22 protein-coding genes and 1 tRNA gene are annotated in these 16730 nt (G+C 67.8%); 9 read left to right on the forward strand and 14 right to left on the reverse strand.

Annotation, left to right across the window (positions count from 1 at the left end; genetic code table 11):
• Positions 1 to 53: 53 nt before the first annotated feature.
• The 4 genes from G9Q37_RS15870 to G9Q37_RS15885 are packed head-to-tail and all read left to right on the forward strand — an operon-like array spanning position 54 to position 1879.
• Positions 54 to 395 carry a hypothetical protein gene (locus tag G9Q37_RS15870; RefSeq protein WP_041929608.1) on the forward strand — a complete coding sequence of 114 codons (342 nt, stop codon included), beginning with the start codon at positions 54 to 56 and terminating at the stop codon, positions 393 to 395.
• A gap of 27 nt (positions 396 to 422) precedes the next feature.
• Positions 423 to 1139, forward strand: coding sequence for a Bax inhibitor-1/YccA family protein (locus tag G9Q37_RS15875; RefSeq protein ID WP_011829323.1), 717 nt, complete (start codon positions 423 to 425; stop codon positions 1137 to 1139).
• A gap of 20 nt (positions 1140 to 1159) precedes the next feature.
• Positions 1160 to 1429 (forward strand): TFIIB-type zinc ribbon-containing protein, encoded by a 270-nt coding sequence (locus tag G9Q37_RS15880; RefSeq protein WP_011829324.1) that lies wholly within the window; start codon positions 1160 to 1162, stop codon positions 1427 to 1429.
• 48 nt (positions 1430 to 1477) lie between these two features.
• Positions 1478 to 1879 carry a tellurite resistance TerB family protein gene (locus G9Q37_RS15885; RefSeq protein ID WP_166228625.1) on the forward strand — a complete coding sequence of 134 codons (402 nt, stop codon included), beginning with the start codon at positions 1478 to 1480 and terminating at the stop codon, positions 1877 to 1879.
• 548 nt (positions 1880 to 2427) lie between these two features.
• Here G9Q37_RS15885 and G9Q37_RS15890 read toward each other — a convergent pair.
• Positions 2428 to 2503, reverse strand: a tRNA-Arg gene (locus tag G9Q37_RS15890).
• A gap of 237 nt (positions 2504 to 2740) precedes the next feature.
• Here G9Q37_RS15890 and G9Q37_RS15895 point away from each other — a divergent pair.
• Positions 2741 to 3589, forward strand: a complete 849-nt coding sequence (locus G9Q37_RS15895; RefSeq protein ID WP_166228627.1) for a c-type cytochrome — start codon at positions 2741 to 2743, stop codon at positions 3587 to 3589.
• Between the two features lie 27 nt (positions 3590 to 3616).
• Here G9Q37_RS15895 and G9Q37_RS15900 read toward each other — a convergent pair whose 3' ends face one another.
• Genes G9Q37_RS15900 through G9Q37_RS15910 form a run of 3 tightly spaced genes read right to left on the reverse strand, consistent with a single transcriptional unit; the run spans position 3617 to position 5613 of the window.
• Complete coding sequence (locus G9Q37_RS15900) at positions 3617 to 4150, reverse strand: DUF2946 family protein (RefSeq protein WP_166228629.1); 534 nt, start codon at positions 4148 to 4150, stop codon at positions 3617 to 3619.
• A gap of 8 nt (positions 4151 to 4158) precedes the next feature.
• Positions 4159 to 5169 carry a YheT family hydrolase gene (locus tag G9Q37_RS15905; protein WP_166228631.1) on the reverse strand — a complete coding sequence of 337 codons (1011 nt, stop codon included), beginning with the start codon at positions 5167 to 5169 and terminating at the stop codon, positions 4159 to 4161.
• Positions 5170 to 5175: 6 nt separating this feature from the next.
• The gene (locus G9Q37_RS15910; protein ID WP_166228633.1) at positions 5176 to 5613 is read right to left on the reverse strand and encodes a YybH family protein; all 438 of its coding nucleotides are present in this window, start codon (positions 5611 to 5613) and stop codon (positions 5176 to 5178) included.
• Positions 5614 to 5688: 75 nt separating this feature from the next.
• Here G9Q37_RS15910 and G9Q37_RS15915 point away from each other — a divergent pair, with 75 nt between their 5' ends.
• Genes G9Q37_RS15915 through G9Q37_RS15925 form a run of 3 tightly spaced genes read left to right on the forward strand, consistent with a single transcriptional unit; the run spans position 5689 to position 7737 of the window.
• On the forward strand, positions 5689 to 6306 hold the full coding sequence (locus G9Q37_RS15915) for a LemA family protein (protein WP_166228635.1): 618 nt from the start codon (positions 5689 to 5691) through the stop codon (positions 6304 to 6306).
• A complete protein-coding gene (locus G9Q37_RS15920; protein ID WP_166228637.1) occupies positions 6303 to 7199 on the forward strand; it encodes a TPM domain-containing protein in 897 nt (298 codons plus the stop codon). Before G9Q37_RS15915 ends, G9Q37_RS15920 begins: the two co-directional genes overlap by 4 nt.
• A 10-nt stretch (positions 7200 to 7209) precedes the next feature.
• The gene (locus G9Q37_RS15925) at positions 7210 to 7737 is read left to right on the forward strand and encodes a TPM domain-containing protein (protein WP_166228639.1); all 528 of its coding nucleotides are present in this window, start codon (positions 7210 to 7212) and stop codon (positions 7735 to 7737) included.
• Positions 7738 to 7747: 10 nt separating this feature from the next.
• Here the strand turns inward: G9Q37_RS15925 and G9Q37_RS15930 are convergent, their stop codons facing one another.
• The 10 genes from G9Q37_RS15930 to G9Q37_RS15975 form a co-directional block, all read right to left on the reverse strand.
• Positions 7748 to 8317, reverse strand: coding sequence for a cyclic nucleotide-binding domain-containing protein (locus G9Q37_RS15930; protein ID WP_166228641.1), 570 nt, complete (start codon positions 8315 to 8317; stop codon positions 7748 to 7750).
• A 113-nt stretch (positions 8318 to 8430) separates the two neighbouring features.
• On the reverse strand, positions 8431 to 8847 hold the full coding sequence (locus G9Q37_RS15935) for a F0F1 ATP synthase subunit epsilon (RefSeq protein WP_166228643.1): 417 nt from the start codon (positions 8845 to 8847) through the stop codon (positions 8431 to 8433).
• Positions 8848 to 8871: 24 nt separating this feature from the next.
• Positions 8872 to 10281, reverse strand: coding sequence for a F0F1 ATP synthase subunit beta (gene atpD / locus G9Q37_RS15940; RefSeq protein WP_166228644.1), 1410 nt, complete (start codon positions 10279 to 10281; stop codon positions 8872 to 8874).
• A 44-nt stretch (positions 10282 to 10325) separates the two neighbouring features.
• On the reverse strand, positions 10326 to 11192 hold the full coding sequence (gene atpG, locus G9Q37_RS15945; protein WP_166228646.1) for a F0F1 ATP synthase subunit gamma: 867 nt from the start codon (positions 11190 to 11192) through the stop codon (positions 10326 to 10328).
• Between the two features lie 28 nt (positions 11193 to 11220).
• Positions 11221 to 12777: a F0F1 ATP synthase subunit alpha gene (gene atpA / locus G9Q37_RS15950; protein WP_166228648.1), complete on the reverse strand. Its 1557-nt coding sequence runs from the start codon at positions 12775 to 12777 to the stop codon at positions 11221 to 11223.
• A gap of 53 nt (positions 12778 to 12830) precedes the next feature.
• Positions 12831 to 13361 (reverse strand): F0F1 ATP synthase subunit delta, encoded by a 531-nt coding sequence (locus G9Q37_RS15955; protein WP_166228650.1) that lies wholly within the window; start codon positions 13359 to 13361, stop codon positions 12831 to 12833.
• Between the two features lie 26 nt (positions 13362 to 13387).
• Positions 13388 to 13858, reverse strand: coding sequence for a F0F1 ATP synthase subunit B (locus G9Q37_RS15960; RefSeq protein ID WP_166228652.1), 471 nt, complete (start codon positions 13856 to 13858; stop codon positions 13388 to 13390).
• A 124-nt stretch (positions 13859 to 13982) separates the two neighbouring features.
• Positions 13983 to 14228, reverse strand: a complete 246-nt coding sequence (gene atpE, locus G9Q37_RS15965; RefSeq protein ID WP_009519254.1) for a F0F1 ATP synthase subunit C — start codon at positions 14226 to 14228, stop codon at positions 13983 to 13985.
• Positions 14229 to 14310: 82 nt separating this feature from the next.
• On the reverse strand, positions 14311 to 15177 hold the full coding sequence (atpB, locus tag G9Q37_RS15970; RefSeq protein ID WP_166228654.1) for a F0F1 ATP synthase subunit A: 867 nt from the start codon (positions 15175 to 15177) through the stop codon (positions 14311 to 14313).
• Positions 15178 to 15201: 24 nt separating this feature from the next.
• Positions 15202 to 15708: an ATP synthase subunit I gene (locus tag G9Q37_RS15975; RefSeq protein WP_166228656.1), complete on the reverse strand. Its 507-nt coding sequence runs from the start codon at positions 15706 to 15708 to the stop codon at positions 15202 to 15204.
• 140 nt (positions 15709 to 15848) lie between these two features.
• Between G9Q37_RS15975 and G9Q37_RS15980 the strand changes: the two genes are divergently transcribed.
• The gene (locus G9Q37_RS15980) at positions 15849 to 16727 is read left to right on the forward strand and encodes a D-amino acid aminotransferase (protein WP_166228658.1); all 879 of its coding nucleotides are present in this window, start codon (positions 15849 to 15851) and stop codon (positions 16725 to 16727) included.
• Positions 16728 to 16730: the final 3 nt, after the last annotated feature.

The raw sequence follows: 16730 nt of genomic DNA on the forward strand, positions 1-16730 counted from the left end.
GAACCGCCAGGCACCCCACATTCCGTCTGTCCCTCAACCGATGGAGATCCGTGATGCAAGTGCTCTTCAAGTCCCGCCATCCGCAAGCCACTGACTTGCGCGACCTGACCGAGCGCCGCGTGCGCTTCGTGCTGCGACGCCTGGGCTGGCTCGTGCCGCGCGCCGAGGTGCAGATGTCGGACGTGAACGGGCCGCGCGGCGGCATCGACAAGCGCTGCCAGGTGGAACTCCGGACCGATGGCGCCGGGTCGGTGGTCGTCGCCTCCGTGGCGAGCGACTGGCGCACGGCGCTGGACAACGCGCTGGCGCGTGCCGCGCGGTTCCTGATGCGCTTGTGGCGCCGGGGCAGTGACTCCCGTCGCATGCGCCAGCGCTTCATCGGTCACGAACGCTGAACTCGAACGACCTCAGGACTCGACTCCATGAACTCCATGACGCCCATCCCCTCGACCACTCGCCCGGAGACCGCGCATTCGGCGTCTATCGCCGCAGGCAACGCGACACCCACGGATGTCGTAGGTACGAGCCGTGTGCTGCGCAACACATACGCCTTGCTGTCGATGACGTTGCTGTTCAGCGCGGCCATCGCTGCTGCCAGCGTGACGTTCCAGCTGCCGGCGCCGGGCATCCTGCTGACCCTGGGCGGCTACTTCGGCCTGCTCTTTGCTGTCTACAAGTTCAAGAACAGCGGCTGGGCCTTGCCGGCTGTGTTTGCGCTGACGGGCTTCATGGGCTACTCCCTGGGGCCGGTGTTGGCCAAGTCGCTGGCACTGCCCGGCGGTGCACAGGTCGTGACGATGGCCCTGGCGGCCACGGGCGCCACCTTCCTGGCCTTGTCGGCCTGGGTCTTGACGACCCGTCGCGACTTCAGCTTCATGGGCGGCTTCCTGTTCGCCGGCATGGTCATCGCGCTGATTGCCGGCCTGGGCGCGGTGTTCCTGCAGGTTCCGGCGCTGGGCCTGGCCGTCGCCGCGATGGTGGCGCTGCTGTCGGCCGGCCTGATCCTGTACGAGACCAGTCGCATCGTCACCGGTGGCGAAACCAACTACGTGCTGGCCACCGTCGGGCTGTACGTCTCGATCTTCAACCTGTTCACGAGTCTGCTCAGCCTGTTCGGCTTCGGCAACTCGGATGAATGAACCCTCATCAGGAGCACCCCATGAAATGCCCCACCTGCACCGACACCGCACTCGTGATGAGCGACCGCCAGGGCGTCGAGATCGACTACTGCCCGCAATGCCGCGGCGTGTGGCTGGACCGCGGCGAACTCGACAAGCTGATCGAGCGCTCGGCGAGCCTGGCACCACCGGTCCCAGCCGGCAACGCGGCCGCCCGATCACAGCCCCAGTTCGCGGACTCCGATTACGAGCATGGTCGAGGCCAGCAGGGCGGCCGCAGGAAGTCCTGGCTAAGCAACATCTTCGACTGACCCGCGACCCACTGCACCCAAGGGAGACCCATGATGCGCAGTTATCCCGTGAACAGCCCGCAGGCCGCAGCCCGCATCGTCGCACTGACGGTGGTCGCCGATGGCGACATCGGCGACGCTGAGATCAAGTGGCTCGACCGCCTTGCCGTGCATGAGCAGTTGGGTCTGGCGCGGCATGAGTTGCACGCGCTGCTGGACACCTTCTGCGAGGATCTGCTGTCCAGCGACCAGTTGAAGTGGGCCGACGCCTGCCCGGTGGACGAGCGCACGCTGGCGGACCTGATGGGTGAAGTCCAGGACCCCGCGCTACGGCTGAAGTTGCTGCGCTTGTGTGTCGAGCTTGCAGAAGTCGACGCGCATGTTGACGACGGTGAATCGAGCGTTCTAATCGCCGCGGTCGAGCATTGGGGCTTGCACCGTGAGATGTTTCGGCCGTCGTCTCGGAACTGACCGGCTCGCCCTGCCTGATCAATCCGAGGTGTGGGTCTGTGGGCTTTCGGCGGGGCGTGTCGGAAGTGCCCCATGGCGTGCCCATGATCGGGTCGAGATCGATGTTGGCTGTCCGCTATGGAGACACAACGGCTATGTCTGCTGATGGCCGATTGCGGCAGTCTAGCTACGACCTCGCCTTCTGCAAGCGGTCCATCGTTGTCGCGGAGTTCTGAACGTCTGCAACGTGGCGCAGAACGAACGTTCGGCGCCCGCTCCCGGCAGACCGCAACCGCTGCAAAGTGGACCAACGCATCAGCGTTGCTGTCCAACCCGCAGGGCGCAGGATTCGGAGGATCTTCCTGGCACGGGACCGAGGGTCGCAACTGGACCTTGCGTGTGTTAGGCATGGCACAGCCAAGGCACAGCCAGGGCACAGGAAGACCTGCGGCATTCCTTCAGACCATTGGTCCAAAGTCCTGCTGTGCCCTAGAACGCTTGCTCAAGAAGTCGACGTCGAAGCCAATCAACTGCCCTTGTGATTGGCTACTCACCGAGGAGGTGAGGTATGGCGCGGCTGGCGGGGATCGAACCCACGACCCTCGGCTTCGGAGGCCGATACTCTATCCACTGAGCTACAGCCGCGTGGCTGGAAAAGACCAATACTCGTTCTACTGCGCGCTTCCCGAATGACGACAGCCTTCGGAGGCCAATACTCTATCCACTGAGCTACAGCCGCGCAGAGCCGGTCATTCTAGCCGCACGCTCGGGATCCCGAGAGGGCCCAGGCCCGCTGGCTATAATCGCGGGCTGTCCGCCACCGCCCGGCGGGCCTTGCCAGAAGGCCTTGATGGCCCGCCTGCCACTCCCCCTGAGGACCCCATGAGCGACCACGCGCACGATTCCCACACCGGCCCCATCAAGACGCCCGCCCAACTGCTGTGGACGTCGTTCTTCGCGTTCGTGGTGCCCGTCTTCATCATCATCGGCCTGGTCTTCTACGTGACCTCGGGCAACAAGCCCGCCGCTGGTGCCGTCAACATGGAGCAGGCCACGGCGCAGCGCATCCAGAAGGTCGGCTCGATCGAGATCCGCGACGCCAACCGCCCGCTCGAAGCCGGCGCCAACGTGTACAAGGCCCAGTGCGCGGCCTGCCACGAAGCCGGCCTGGCCGGTGCCCCCAAGTTCGGTGACGCCGGCGCCTGGGCGGCCCGCATCGCCACCGGCTACGACGCGCTGCTGAACTCGGCGCTCAAGGGCAAAGGCGCCATGGGCGCCCAGGGTGGCGGCGCCTTCCGCGACGCCGAGATCGGCCGCGCCGTGGTGCACATGGCCAACGCCGCTGGCGCCAAGTTCGCCGAGCCGCAACAAGCCGCACCGGCCGCTGCCGCCCCTGCCGCTGCAGCGCCCGCCGCGCCCGTGATGGCCGCTGCCCCTGCCGCCGCGCCGGCGCCCGCGGCCGCGCCCGCCCCCACCGCCGCGCCCGTGGCCAACGCCGGTGAGGCGCTCTACAAGCAGTCGTGCACCGTGTGCCATGGCGCTGGCGTGGCCGGCGCCCCCAAGACCGGTGACAAGGCCGCCTGGGCCCCGCGCATCGCGCAGGGCGTGGACGCACTGACCGCGAGCGCCATCAAGGGCAAGGGCGCGATGCCGCCCAAGGGTGGCGCCATGGCCGCCTCCGACGCCGAGATCCGCGCTGCGGTCGAGTACCTGGTCAACGCCGCCAGGTAAGCGGCCCGCAGCCCAGACGAAAGCCGGTCACCGACCGGCTTTTTTCATGGCCTCGGGGCTCATCACATAGCCGTACCGCGCGGGCAGCTCGGCCGCCCGCACGTCCTGGGGCAACCAGTCACCCGCCTCCACCCGATCGGCCGCCAGGGCCATGTCGGCGCTGTGCACCAGGCCGAAGCCGATGTCGGTGTCGAGGTACAGGCGGCCTGCCTCGTCGACCCAGCTCGAGCGCACCTGCGCGGGCGCGCCGGTGTGCGCGAGCACGCGGCCATCGGGCTGCAGGCGCCACACCTGGGGCGTGGCCTCGAGCTCGACGTACACGCGCTGCGGGCCGTTCTGGAAGTACCACTGCCCCTCTTCGTCGGCGAGGTAGTTGCGGTGGATGAAGGCCACCAACTTGTCGTGCCGCAGCAGCGAGCCTTTGCTCTGCGGAAACGGGCCCGCGGCCTGGGTGCGGTCGTCGCGCATGTACCACTGGCCGCGCGCGTCCAGGCCCAGCCAGCCGTGGCAGTGTGGCACGTTGGGCCATTTGGCCAGGGCGGCTTTGACGATGTCGTCCATGGCGGGCCTCAGGTGTGCGAGAGCAGCCAGTGGCCGACCGCCTCGGGCATGGTGCGCACATGGCCCGGCAGGCCCCAGGCACCCAGCGAACTCGGAAAGCCCACGTGACCGCCGTGCGCCGGCTGCCAGAGCGTGACGTGCGGCCCGACCTCGCCTGCGCGCGGCAGCGACGCGGCCGGCACGAAGGGATCGTTGAGCGCATTGAGCGCGAGCGCGGGCACGCGGATGCGCGCGAGGTGCGGCTTGGCCGAGGCGCGGCGCCAGTAGTCGTCGGTGCCCTTGAATCCGTGCAGGGGCGCGGTGAAGAGGTTGTCGAACGCGTAGAGGTCGCGCACGGCGCGCAGCGCCTCGCCATCGAACAGGCCCGGGTGCTGGGCCAGCTTGCGCAGCGCCTTGGGCTTCATGGTGTTGAGGAACATGCGCGTGTAGACCTGCCGGTTGAAGCCGCGGCCGATGGCGTGGCCGCCCGCGGCCAGGTCGAGTGGCGAGCAGATGGCGGCCACGGCGCGCACGGTCTGCGCGGCCTGCTCGCCCATCTCGCCGGCCCAGCGCAGCAGCGCATTGCCGCCGAGCGAGACGCCCGCAGCGATCAGGGGCCGCTGCGGGTCGGCCGCGGCAAAGCGGCGCAGGATCCAGTGGATCTCTTCGAAGTCGCCCGAGTGGTAAGCGCGGGGCGCGCGGTTGAGCTCGCCCGAGCAGCCGCGAAAGTGCGGCACCGCATAGGCCAGGCCGCGCTCGGCGGCGAAGTCGGCGAAGGCCATGGCGTACTGGCTGCCCGAGCCGCCTTCGAGCCCGTGGAACAGCACCAGCAGCGGCGCCTGCGGGTGGCTGGCGTGCTCTGCGCGGTCGACGTCGATGAAGTCGCCATCGGGCGTGTCCCAGCGCTCGCGCCGCCAGCGCGGGGGCGGGCCGAAGTGGCGGCGCGCCCACAGCGCGGGCCAGATGGTCTGGGCATGGCCGCCCGGCAGCCACCACGGGGCCCGGAAGGCGTTGAGGTCGGCCGCGGGTTCGGCTTTCATCGGGCCTCAGTGCAGCACGGGGCGCGTGGCGGTGATCTCGGGCGGCTCCACGCGCGAGCCGGGGCTGGCGTGGTGCAGCACCATGCGCCAGCCGCGCGCGGTCTTCACATACACGTTGGTGGCGAGCACGAAGGCGTGCTGCGGGCCATCGTCGGTGAGGATGGACACGCGCTCGACCACGCTGTGCACGCTGCAGTGGCCGTCGTCGTGGCGTTGCATTTTTTCGGGCACGGCCATCACGCCGCCGTTGGCGAACATGGCCTCGAAGGCGGCACGGATCGCTTCATGGCCGATCAGGCGCGGACCGCCCGGGTGCACGCAGACGATGTCGTCTTCGTCGGTCCAGCAGGCCATCAGGCGCTCGATATCGGCCTGCTGCAGGGCTTCGTAGAACGCGGCCTCGGTGTCGTCGGACGAGCCCGGTGGCATTTTGGGTTTGCGCATGCCGGGATTGTGCCGCCGCCGCCAAGGCCGGGCGGTATAGTGGCCGGCAACCTGTGCCACCCCTGGGGAGAAGCCATGCGCCGCCTGTTCCATCTCCTGCTCGTGTGCACCGCCCTGCTGCTGGGCGGTTGCGGCTACAACGATTTCCAGCGGCTCGACGAAGAGAGCCGCTCGGCCTGGGCCGAGGTGCTCAACCAGTACCAGCGCCGGGCCGACCTGATCCCCAACATCGTCGCCACCGTTCAGGGCGAGGCCAACTTCGAGCGCGGCACGCTGGAAGCCGTGGTGAACGCGCGCGCACGGGCCACCGCGATCCAGGCCACACCCGAACTGCTCAACGACCCGGCCGCGCTGCAGAAATTCCAGGCCGCGCAGGGCGAGCTCGGCAGCGCGCTGAGCCGGCTCATGGTGGTGGTCGAGCAGTACCCGAACCTCAAGGCCAACCAGGGCTTCGCCGACCTGCGCGTGCAGCTCGAAGGCACCGAGAACCGCATCACCGTCGCGCGCAACCGCTACATCCAGTCGGTGCAGGCCTACAACGTGCTCGCGCGCAGCTTCCCGAGCAACCTCACGGCCATGGTGTTCGGCTACCAGCCCAAGGCCAACTTCAGCGTGGCCAACGAAGCGGCCATCAGCGCGCCGCCCAAGGTCGACTTCGGCAGCCCCGCGCCGCAGGCCCCGCAGAAGCCATGAAGGCCGGGCGCGCGGCGCTGTTGCTGGCCTGGCTGTGGCTGGCCGCCGCCGCGCTGGCGGGGGCGCAGGGCCTGCAGCCCGTGCCCGAGCTGCGCGCGCGCGCCATGGACTTCACGGGCACGCTCGACGCGCGGGCCCTGCAGGCGCTCGAGGTGCGCCTGGCGGCCTTCGAACAGGCACAGGGCACGCAGATCGTGGTGGTGCTCGTGGCCAGCACCGCGCCCGAGGACATCGCCGACTACACGCAGCGCCTGGGCGACGCCTGGAAGATCGGGCGAGCGCAGGTGGGCGACGGTCTGCTGTTCGTGATCGCCAAGGACGACCGGCGCATGCGCATCGCGCCGGCCAAGGCGCTGGAAGGCGCGATACCCGACCTGCTCGCGCGCCGCATCCTTGACCAGGCGGTGGCGCCCGCGTTCCGCCAGGGCGACTGGGCCGGTGGCATCAACGCGGGCCTCACGCGCATCGAGGCCGCGGTGCGCGGCGAGGCCCTGCCCGAGCCCGCGGCGCCGGCCGCGCGCGAGGGCACCGGCGATCTGGAGGTGCCCTGGCTGTTTCTGGTGTTCGCCGTGCCCATGCTCGCGGGTTTCATGCGCCGCGCCTTCGGACGCGCGCTGGGCATTCCGCTCACGGGCGCGGCGGCCGGCCTGCTGGCCTGGGTCATCACCTCGGTGCTCTGGATCGCGATCGGTGCGGCCCTGATCGGCATGGTGCTGGCGGTGCTGGGGCGCTTCACCCCCGTGCAACTGCCAATGCCGGGCGGCCCGCGCGAGCGCGGCTGGGGTGGCGGGGGCGGCTGGGGGGGTGGCTGGGGCGGCGGTGGCCGCGGCGGCGGCTTTCGCTCCGGCGGGGGTGGCAACTTCGGCGGAGGCGGCGCCTCCGGCGGCTGGTGAGGGCCCGCGCATGAACCGCTGGTGGCGCTTGTTCCGGCACCGCTGGATGGACCCCGGCGACAGCCGCCGGGCCGTGCCCGACGACATGGCCGAGCGCCTGGCCGCGCGCGTGCGCGCGAGCGAAGCGCGGCACACGGGCGAGGTGCGCCTGCTGGTCGAGGCCGGCCTGCCCACGAGCTACGTGCTGCGCGTGCACAACGACGCGGCGCTGGCCGCGGTGGTGCGCGAGCGTGCGCTGGCCTGGTTCGGCCGCCTGCGGCTCTGGGACACCGAGCACAACAACGGCGTGCTGATCTACCTGCTGCTGGCCGAGAACGCCATCGAGTTCGTGGCCGATCGCGGGCTCGCGCGCCACGTGCCGCCCTCAGCCTGGCAGGCCATCGTGGACCGGTTGGGCACCCGGCTGCGCGCGGGCGAGGTCGAGGACGGGCTCACGCAGGCACTCGAAGAGGTATCGGCCCTGCTGGTGATGCACTGCCCCGCCGGGCCCGGGGTGCCCGCGCACAACGAGCTGCCCGACGAAGTGTTGCGGGTGTGAGTCCGCGGCCTCAGCCGCGGCCGCGCGGGAGGTTGGTGCGGTTGTTCATGACCACCTGCAACTCCTGCTGCAGCGCCTTGTTCATCTGGGCGAAGGTCTTGAGCTTGCGCGTGGTTTCGCGCAGGCGATCGGCCAGGCGCTTGGAGATCGCGAGCAGCAGCCGCGCGCCCAGGCGCGGGTCTTCGCGCATCAGGCGCATGAGCGCCGTGCGCGAGAGCACCGCGGCGGCGATGTCGGTGTTGGCGGTGCAGGTGGCCGAGCGCGGCGCGCCGTCGAGCACGCCCATTTCACCGATCAGGTGGCCCGGCCCCATGATGTTGACCACCATGTTCTCGTGCAGGCCCGGCAGTTCGCTCTCGACGGCGATGTCGCCCTCGAGCACGAGCAGCATGTAGTCGTTGCCTTTGACCTCACCTTCGTGGATCACGACCGTGCCGGCCTTGATCAGCTTGGGCCTCATGTAGCCCACGATCCGGGCGGCGTCCGCGATCGTGAGATCGGCCAGGGCCGTGGGCGTGACCAGCAGCCGGGCCGCCACTTCTTCGGGCGCGAGTTCGGGGCTGTCGAAAAGAGAAGACATGGAAGCGCGGGGTCTGTCGGGCCATCATAGTGGCGGGCTATTGCCCTGACCAGACGGCACTCAAAAAAAAGACCGGCCTGCGGCCGGTCTCTGGCGAAGGAATCCCGAGGGAATCACTTCTTCTGGCGGTACTTGCGCAGCGCAGCGATCTGGGCCGCCATGACCGCGAGTTCGGACGTGGCCTTGGCCAGGTCCACATCGCTCTTGGCGTTCTTCACGGCTTCCTCGGCCTGCTTGCGCGCTTCGGTGGCCTTGGCCTCGTCGAGGTCCTTGCCGCGGATGGCGGTGTCGGACAGCACGGTGATGGCGTCGGGCTGCACCTCGAGGATGCCGCCGGCCACGAAGACGAACTCCTCGCCGCCGTCGGCTTTTTCGATGCGCACCGCACCCGGCTTGATGCGGGTGATCAGCGGGATGTGGCCGGGCAGGATGCCGAGCTCACCCGCCTCGCCCGGCAGGGCGACGAATTTGGCCTCGCCCGAGAAGATGGACTCCTCGGCGCTGACCACGTCGACGTGGATGGTGCTCATGGTGGTTCCTCAGGCTGTGGGCGATCAGCCCGCGAGCTTCTTGGCCTTCTCGAAGGCTTCGTCGATGGTGCCGACCATGTAGAAGGCCTGCTCGGGCAGGTGGTCGCACTCGCCGGCGGTGATCATCTTGAAGCCGCGGATGGTCTCGGCCAGCGGCACGTACTTGCCGGGCGAGCCCGTGAACACTTCGGCCACGTGGAAGGGCTGCGACAGGAAACGCTGGATCTTGCGCGCGCGGGCCACGGCCAGCTTGTCTTCGGGCGCCAGTTCGTCCATGCCCAGGATGGCGATGATGTCGCGCAGTTCCTTGTAGCGCTGCAGCGTGCCCTGCACGGCGCGGGCCACCGAGTAGTGCTCTTCACCCACGACCAGCGGGTCGAGCTGGCGGCTGGTGGAGTCGAGCGGGTCCACGGCGGGGTAGATACCCAGGGCGGCGATGTCACGCGACAGCACCACGGTGGAGTCCAGGTGGGCGAAGGTGGTGGCGGGCGAGGGGTCGGTCAGGTCGTCCGCGGGCACGTACACGGCCTGGATCGAGGTGATCGAGCCGACCTTGGTCGAGGTGATGCGCTCTTGCAGACGGCCCATTTCTTCGGCCAGCGTCGGCTGGTAGCCCACGGCGGAAGGCATGCGGCCCAGCAGGGCGGACACTTCGGTACCGGCCAGCGTGTAGCGGTAGATGTTGTCCACGAAGAACAGCACGTCACGGCCTTCGTCGCGGAACGACTCGGCGATGGTCAGGCCGGTCAGGGCCACGCGCAGGCGGTTGCCCGGGGGCTCGTTCATCTGGCCGTACACCATGGCCACTTTCGACTCGGCCAGGTTGTCGAGCTTCACGACGCCGGAGTCGGCCATCTCGTGATAGAAGTCGTTGCCCTCGCGGGTGCGCTCACCCACGCCGGCGAACACGGACAGACCCGAGTGCGCCTTGGCGATGTTGTTGATGAGCTCCATCATGTTCACGGTCTTGCCCACGCCGGCGCCACCGAACAGGCCCACCTTGCCGCCTTTGGCGAACGGGCACACCAGGTCGATCACCTTGATGCCGGTTTCGAGCAGCTCTTGCGAGGGCGAGAGCTCGTCATAGGCCGGGGCCTTGCGGTGGATGGACGCGGTCAGGGTCTGGTCGACCGGGCCGCGCTCGTCGATGGGGCTGCCCAGCACGTCCATGATGCGGCCCAGCGTGGCCTTGCCCACGGGCACGGTGATGGGGGCGTTGGTGTTGCTCACCAGCATGCCGCGGCGCAGGCCGTCGGACGAGCCCAGGGCGATGGTGCGCACCACGCCGTCACCGAGCTGCTGCTGGACTTCCAGCGTGAGGGCCGAGCCCTCCATCTTCAGCGCGTCGTACACGCGGGGCATCTGGTCGCGCGGGAATTCCACGTCCACGACGGCGCCGATGCACTGGACGATCTTGCCTTGCACTTGAGACATGATGTTTACCTTCTGTTTTCTCTGGATTCGGGAGGGCGCGGGCCTTACACGGCGGCGGCGCCGGCGACGATCTCGGACAGCTCTTTGGTGATGCCGGCCTGGCGGGTCTTGTTGTAGACGAGCTTGAGCTCGCTGATCACATTGCCCGCGTTGTCGGTCGCGGCCTTCATGGCCACCATGCGCGCCGACTGCTCGGACGCCATGTTCTCGGCAACGGCCTGGTACACCTGCGCCTCGATGTAGCGCAGCAGCAGTTCGTCGATGACGGCGGGTGCGTCGGGTTCGTAGATGTAGTCCCAGTCGCGGCCACCGGCGCCGTCCTGCAGGGACTCGGCGTTCAGGGGCAGCAGTTGCTGGACCACGGCCTCCTGCTTCATCGTGTTGATGAAGCGGGTGTAGGCCACGTGCACGCTTTTGATGCGGCCCTCGGTGTACGCATCGAGCAGCACCTTGACGGGGCCGATGAGTTTTTCGAGGTGCGGCGTGTCGCCCAGGCCCGTGACGCTCGACACCACCTTGGCGCCGATGCGGTTCATGAAGCCCAGACCCTTGTTGCCAATGGCGACGACCTCGGCGGTCTCACCCTTGGCCTGCAGGGCCTTGAGCTCGTTGGTGACCGCGCGCAACACGTTGGTGTTGAGGCCGCCACAAAGGCCCTTGTCGGTGGTGACGACGACGAAGCCGGCGGTCTTGGCGTCGTTCGTCTCCATGAAGGGGTGCGTGTACTCGGGGTTGGCCTTGCTCAGGTTGCCCGTGATCTGACGCACCTTCTCGGCGTAAGGCCGGGCCGCACGCATGCGGTCCTGCGCCTTGCGCATCTTGGAGGCGGCGACCATCTCCATGGCCTTGGTGATCTTCTTGGTGTTCTCCACCGATTTGATCTTGCCGCGGATTTCCTTGCCTGCTGCCATCGCTGCTCCTGGTTGGGTCCTGGGGCGCTCAGTACGTGCCGGTCTTCTTGAACTCGGCGATGGCGGCCGACAGCTGGGCTTCGGCGTCCTTGTCCATGGCCTTGTCGTTCTGCAGCTTGGTCAGCAGCGCGGCGTGCTTGTCCTTCAGGTGGGCGTGCAGGGCCGACTCGAAAGCCAGCACCTTCTTGACGTCCACGTCGTCGAGGAAGCCCTTGTTCACCGCGAACAGCGTGGCCGCCATCAGGCTGATGGGCAGCGGGCTGTACTGGGCCTGCTTGAGCAGTTCGGTCACGCGGGCACCGCGGTCGAGCTGCTTGCGGGTGGCTTCGTCGAGGTCGGAGGCGAACTGCGCGAAGGCCGCGAGTTCGCGGTACTGCGCGAGGTCGGTACGGATACCGCCCGACAGGCCCTTGATCAGCTTGGTCTGGGCCGCACCACCCACGCGCGACACCGAGATACCGGCGTTGATGGCGGGACGGATACCGGCGTTGAACAGGCTGGTTTCCAGGAAGATCTGGCCGTCGGTGATCGAGATCACGTTGGTCGGCACGAAGGCGGACACGTCACCGGCCTGCGTTTCGATGATGGGCAGCGCGGTCAGCGAACCGGTCTTGCCCTTGACTTCACCCTTGGTGAAGGCTTCGACGTAGTCGGCGTTCACGCGGGCCGCGCGCTCGAGCAGGCGGCTGTGCAGGTAGAACACGTCGCCGGGGTAGGCTTCGCGGCCCGGCGGGCGGCGCAGCAGCAGCGAAACCTGGCGGTAGGCCACGGCCTGCTTGGACAGGTCGTCGTACACGATCAGGGCGTCCTGGCCGCGGTCGCGGAAGTACTCACCCATGGTGCAGCCCGAGTAGGCCGACAGGTACTGCATGGCGGCCGACTCGGAGGCCGAGGCGGCGACCACGATGGTGTATTCCATCGCGCCGGCCTGCTCCAGGGCACGCACCACGTTCTTGATCGACGACGCCTTCTGGCCGATGGCGACGTAGATGCAGGTCATGTTCTGACCCTTCTGGTTGATGATCGCGTCGATCGCCACCGCGGTCTTGCCGGTCTGGCGGTCACCGATGATCAGCTCGCGCTGACCACGGCCCACGGGCACCATCGAGTCGATCGACTTCAGGCCGGTCTGCACCGGCTGGTCCACCGACTGGCGCGCGATCACGCCCGGGGCGACCTTCTCGATCACGTCGGTGAGCTTGGCGTTCACCGGGCCCTTGCCGTCGATGGGCTGGCCCAGGGCGTTGACCACGCGGCCCACGAGTTCGGGGCCCACCGGCACTTCCAGGATGCGGCCCGTGCACTTGACGGTGTCGCCTTCGGAGATGTGCTCGTACTCACCCAGCACCACGGCGCCGACGGAGTCGCGCTCGAGGTTGAGCGCGAGGCCGAACGAGGGCACGCCGTCCTTGTTGGCGGGGAACTCGAGCATTTCGCCCTGCATCACGTCCGACAGGCCGTGCACGCGGACGATACCGTCGGTGACCGACACCACGGTGCCCTGGTTGCGCACGTCGGCATTGGCGGCCAGACCCTCGATGCGCGACTTGATCAGTTCGGAGATTTCGGCGGGATTGAGTTGCATGACTCTTTCCTTCTTTCGTTAATGGGTATGCGGCGCGGGGCGGGTCAGGGCCATCAGGCCGTGAGGGCCACTTTCATCTGTTCCAGGCGGGCCTTGACGGAGGTGTCGAGCACCTCGTCGCCGACCACCACGCGAATGCCGCCAATCAGCTCAGGCTGCAGTTCGACCTGCAGGTTGAGCTGGCGGCCAAAGCGCTTTTCGAGCGCGGTCGAGAGCTCGGCCAGGGCCGCAGGCTCGATCGCGAAGGCGCTGTAGACGGTGGCGTCGGACGTGCCCTGGCGGGCGTTCTTGAGCGCGCGGAACTGGGCGGCGATCTCGGGCAGCGCGGCGAGGCGGCCATTGTCGATGACGGTGCGCAGGAAGTTCTGGCCGGCGGTCGGCAGCGGGCTCTTGAGCACACCGGCGATCAGGTCGAACACCTGCTGCGGGGTCACCTTGGGGCTGTCGGCAAACTGCTGGAGCTGGGCGTCAGCGGCCACGGCGGCCACGGCGTCCAGCCAGGCCGCCGCACCGGCGGCATCCTGGCCACACGCCTTGAACAAGGCTTCCGCGTACGGGCGGGCGATGGTGGCGATTTCGGCCATGTCGTCGTTCCTGTGCGTGCGCTCGATCAGAGCTCGGTCTTGAGGCGGTTGAGCAGGTCGGCGTGAACGCCGGCGTTGACTTCCTTGCGCAGGATCTGCTCGGCGCCCTTGACGGCCAGCACGGCGACCTGCTCACGCAGGGCTTCGCGGGCCTTGATCACCTGCTGCTCGGCTTCCTGGCGCGCGGCGGCCACGATCTTGGCGGCTTCGTCGTTGGCGCGGGCTTTCGCCTCTTCGATCAGGGCCTGGGCGCGGCGCTCGGCGTCGGCCAGGCGGGTGGCGGACTCGTTGCGCGACTGGCTCAGCTCGGCCTCGACGCGCTGGTTGGCGGCGGCGAGTTCGGTCTTGGCTTTCTCGGAAGCGGCCAGACCTTCGGAAATCTTCAATGCGCGCTCGTCAAGCGCTTTTGCGATCGGCGGCCAGATGAACTTCATCGTGAACCAGATCAGGATCGCGAAGACGAGGGCCTGCGCAAAGAGGGTTGCATTGATGTTCATCGCAACGCCTTTCTGTGTGGACTAAGGTGAAAACACACCGGCGGCCCGGCGGAGCGGCAGAACGGCGCAAGGGGACGACCCGGGCCTCGAACTGCCGCGCCCGCACGGGCGCCGACCAACCGAATTACAGGGTGAACGGGTTGGCGAAGGCGAACAGCAGGGCGATGGCCACGCCGATCAGGAAGGCTGCGTCGATCAGGCCGGCCAGAATGAACATCTTGGTCTGCAGGTCGTTCATCAGCTCGGGCTGACGGGCCGACGATTCGAGGAACTTGCCGCCCATCAGCGCGATGCCGATGGAAGCGCCGATGGCGCCCAGACCAACGATGAGGCCGCAAGCCAGAGCGACGAGACCCAGAACGTTTTCCATGATGACTCCTGTTGAGATGGAAGTTTGTTGAGAAAGAAAAGAAACGAAGCGAAATTACCCGAGCGCGTCCAGGACGGTCGCGTCAGTGAGCGTCATGCGCCTGCCCCAGATAAATGAGGGCCAGCATCATGAAGATGAACGCCTGCAGGACGATGACCAGAATGTGGAACAGCGTCCAGATCGTGCCGGCGATCAGGTGTCCGACGAAGAAGAGTCCACCGCCGAGCGAGAGGGATGCATAAGCCCCCAGCAGCGCGATCAGCATGAACACCAGCTCACCCGCGAACATGTTGCCAAACAACCGCATGCCGTGCGAAACCGTCTTCGCCACGAACTCGATCATTTGCATCAGGAAGTTGACCACGCCCAGCAGCAGCGCCCACACGGGGTTCTTGCTGGTGCCGAAGGGGGCGGTCACCAATTCGTGCGTCCAGCCGCCCAGGCCTTTGATCTTGATGTTGTAGACCAGGCAGAGCACGAGGACGGAGAAAGACAGGCCGAGGGTGGTGGACAGGTCAGCGGTGGGCACCACGCGCAGGTAGTCCTTGAAGCCCAGGGCGGGACCAGCGCTGTGCCAGATGCTGGGCAGCAGGTCCACGGGAATCATGTCCATGAAGTTCATCAGGAAGATCCAGACGAACACGGCCAGGGCCATGGGCGCGATGAGCTTGCGGCTGGTGGCGTTGTGGATCACGGCCTTGGCCTGGTTGTCCACCATTTCCACGAGGATCTCGACCGCGGCCTGGAAGCGGCCCGGCACGCCCGAAGTGGCCTTGCGCGCGCACAGCCAGAACACGAAGCACATCAGCAGACCCAGCAGGCTGCTGACCACAACCGAGTCCACGTTGAGCACGGAGAAGTCGACGATCGACTCCTGCTTCTTGTTCGTCAGGTGAACGAGGTGGTGGCGGATGTATTCGCCGGGGGTCAGAGTGCCTTCAGCAGCCATTTGTGTGCACCAATGCGCGGAGCGTCAACCGTTTTTGACCGGCCTGCGGGTCTGGAGCAGAAACCCAAACCAGAAGACCTTGAGAACCAACACCATCCCGATCAGCAAGCCCATCCAGTTCGGCTCGGGCAGGATCCACACCGCGGCGGCCAGCATGGCCACCGACAGCAGAACCTTGACACCTTCCCAGAACAGGAAGCCGGCGAAAGCAGCCTGCGCAAAGCCCGACAACAGCCGGGACAAGGCGCTGGAGGTCAACCCGTAGGCCATCAAGGCCGAGGGAAGCGCCACCGCTGCCGCACCGTAGAGGACCGAGACCGCCAGCGGCACCGACCGCGACAGCAGCCAGGCAAGCACAGCGGCCAGCAGCCCCACGAGCCACTGCACCCCAACCAGCCGCCAGGGCGAGAGCACCGGCTGACTGGCCCGCCACTGCCGCGCCTCTTCGCGCGTCAGCGGCTTGAATTCGGGTTCTTGCGCCCCATCTCCGTGGTCATCGGTCCAGCGCGGTGTCGGCTTGGCTTGCAGCATGGTCGACATCGCGGTTGACAGACAAATGACAGGTGGGTCCGAGTCGCAAAGCCATTGATTATACGTAGAAACCCCATGACACCGTCAAGGTGCCGGGCCTCGTCACGCCCTCGGTATACCCCGCGGCCGATAATCCCGCCATGACCTCCCCGTTCCTGCCCGATGCGCTGTGTTTCCTCGATGGAAGCTACGGCCCGGTCAAGGACGCGCGCATCAGCCCGCTCGACCGCGGCTTCATCTTCGGCGACGGCGTCTACGAAGTGCTGCCGGCCTACGGAGGCCGCATCTTCCGCTTCGACGAACACATGGCGCGGCTTGAGCGGTCGCTGCAGGAGCTGCGCATTCCCAACCCGCACACGCGCGAGCAATGGCTGGCGATCGCGCGCCGCCTCATTGCCGACCGGCAGGCCGCGGGCGCGGCGAACCAGCTCGTGTACCTGCAGGTCACGCGCGGCGTCGCGGTGCGTGACCACGTGATGCCCGATGGCCTGGTGCCCACCGTGTTCGCCCTGGCCAGCGAGATGAAACAACCGGGCGCCGGACAGCGCGCCGAAGGCGTGGTCTGCGTGACGGCCGACGACTTCCGCTGGCGCAAGGCCCACATCAAGAGCACGAGCCTGCTCGGCTCGGTGCTGGCGCGCCAGATCAGCGCCGACGTGGGCGCCACCGAAACGGTGATGTTCCGCGACGGCTTCCTGAGCGAGGCCGCGTCGAGCAACGTGTGGGTCGTGAAGAACGGCGCCGTGCTGGGCACGCCCAGGGACGAGCTCGTGCTCGAAGGCATCCGCTACGGACTGATCGAATCGATCTGCCGCGACGAAGGCATTCCGTTCGAGCTGCGCCGCGTGGCGCGCGAGGAGGTCTTCGCCGCCGACGAGCTGCTGCTGTCCTCGGCCACCAAGGAGGTGCTGCCGGTCACGCGCCTCGATGGCCGTCCCGTGGGCAGCGGCCGCCCCGGGCCCGTGGGCGCGAGGCTGCACGCGGCCTACCAACGCGCCATCGCCGCGCAATCCATCTGAGCA

This window comes from Hydrogenophaga crocea, assembly GCF_011388215.1.
In the GTDB taxonomy this organism is placed as follows: domain Bacteria; phylum Pseudomonadota; class Gammaproteobacteria; order Burkholderiales; family Burkholderiaceae_C; genus Hydrogenophaga; species Hydrogenophaga crocea.

Excerpts from the sequence above, each read along its gene's own strand:
- G9Q37_RS15870 (WP_041929608.1), top strand. The coding sequence starts at position 54 with ATGCAAGTGCTCTTCAAGTCCCGCCATCCGCAAGCCACTGACTTGCGC.
- G9Q37_RS15875 (WP_011829323.1), top strand. The coding sequence starts at position 423 with ATGAACTCCATGACGCCCATCCCCTCGACCACTCGCCCGGAGACCGCG.
- G9Q37_RS15880 (WP_011829324.1), top strand. The coding sequence starts at position 1,160 with ATGAAATGCCCCACCTGCACCGACACCGCACTCGTGATGAGCGACCGC.
- G9Q37_RS15895 (WP_166228627.1), top strand. The coding sequence starts at position 2,741 with ATGAGCGACCACGCGCACGATTCCCACACCGGCCCCATCAAGACGCCC.
- G9Q37_RS15900 (WP_166228629.1), bottom strand. The coding sequence starts at position 4,150 with ATGGACGACATCGTCAAAGCCGCCCTGGCCAAATGGCCCAACGTGCCA.
- G9Q37_RS15905 (WP_166228631.1), bottom strand. The coding sequence starts at position 5,169 with ATGAAAGCCGAACCCGCGGCCGACCTCAACGCCTTCCGGGCCCCGTGG.
- G9Q37_RS15910 (WP_166228633.1), bottom strand. The coding sequence starts at position 5,613 with ATGCGCAAACCCAAAATGCCACCGGGCTCGTCCGACGACACCGAGGCC.
- G9Q37_RS15915 (WP_166228635.1), top strand. The coding sequence starts at position 5,689 with ATGCGCCGCCTGTTCCATCTCCTGCTCGTGTGCACCGCCCTGCTGCTG.
- G9Q37_RS15920 (WP_166228637.1), top strand. The coding sequence starts at position 6,303 with ATGAAGGCCGGGCGCGCGGCGCTGTTGCTGGCCTGGCTGTGGCTGGCC.
- G9Q37_RS15925 (WP_166228639.1), top strand. The coding sequence starts at position 7,210 with ATGAACCGCTGGTGGCGCTTGTTCCGGCACCGCTGGATGGACCCCGGC.
- G9Q37_RS15930 (WP_166228641.1), bottom strand. The coding sequence starts at position 8,317 with ATGTCTTCTCTTTTCGACAGCCCCGAACTCGCGCCCGAAGAAGTGGCG.
- G9Q37_RS15935 (WP_166228643.1), bottom strand. The coding sequence starts at position 8,847 with ATGAGCACCATCCACGTCGACGTGGTCAGCGCCGAGGAGTCCATCTTC.
- atpD (WP_166228644.1), bottom strand. The coding sequence starts at position 10,281 with ATGTCTCAAGTGCAAGGCAAGATCGTCCAGTGCATCGGCGCCGTCGTG.
- atpG (WP_166228646.1), bottom strand. The coding sequence starts at position 11,192 with ATGGCAGCAGGCAAGGAAATCCGCGGCAAGATCAAATCGGTGGAGAAC.
- atpA (WP_166228648.1), bottom strand. The coding sequence starts at position 12,777 with ATGCAACTCAATCCCGCCGAAATCTCCGAACTGATCAAGTCGCGCATC.
- G9Q37_RS15955 (WP_166228650.1), bottom strand. The coding sequence starts at position 13,361 with ATGGCCGAAATCGCCACCATCGCCCGCCCGTACGCGGAAGCCTTGTTC.
- G9Q37_RS15960 (WP_166228652.1), bottom strand. The coding sequence starts at position 13,858 with ATGAACATCAATGCAACCCTCTTTGCGCAGGCCCTCGTCTTCGCGATC.
- atpE (WP_009519254.1), bottom strand. The coding sequence starts at position 14,228 with ATGGAAAACGTTCTGGGTCTCGTCGCTCTGGCTTGCGGCCTCATCGTT.
- atpB (WP_166228654.1), bottom strand. The coding sequence starts at position 15,177 with ATGGCTGCTGAAGGCACTCTGACCCCCGGCGAATACATCCGCCACCAC.
- G9Q37_RS15975 (WP_166228656.1), bottom strand. The coding sequence starts at position 15,708 with ATGCTGCAAGCCAAGCCGACACCGCGCTGGACCGATGACCACGGAGAT.
- G9Q37_RS15980 (WP_166228658.1), top strand. The coding sequence starts at position 15,849 with ATGACCTCCCCGTTCCTGCCCGATGCGCTGTGTTTCCTCGATGGAAGC.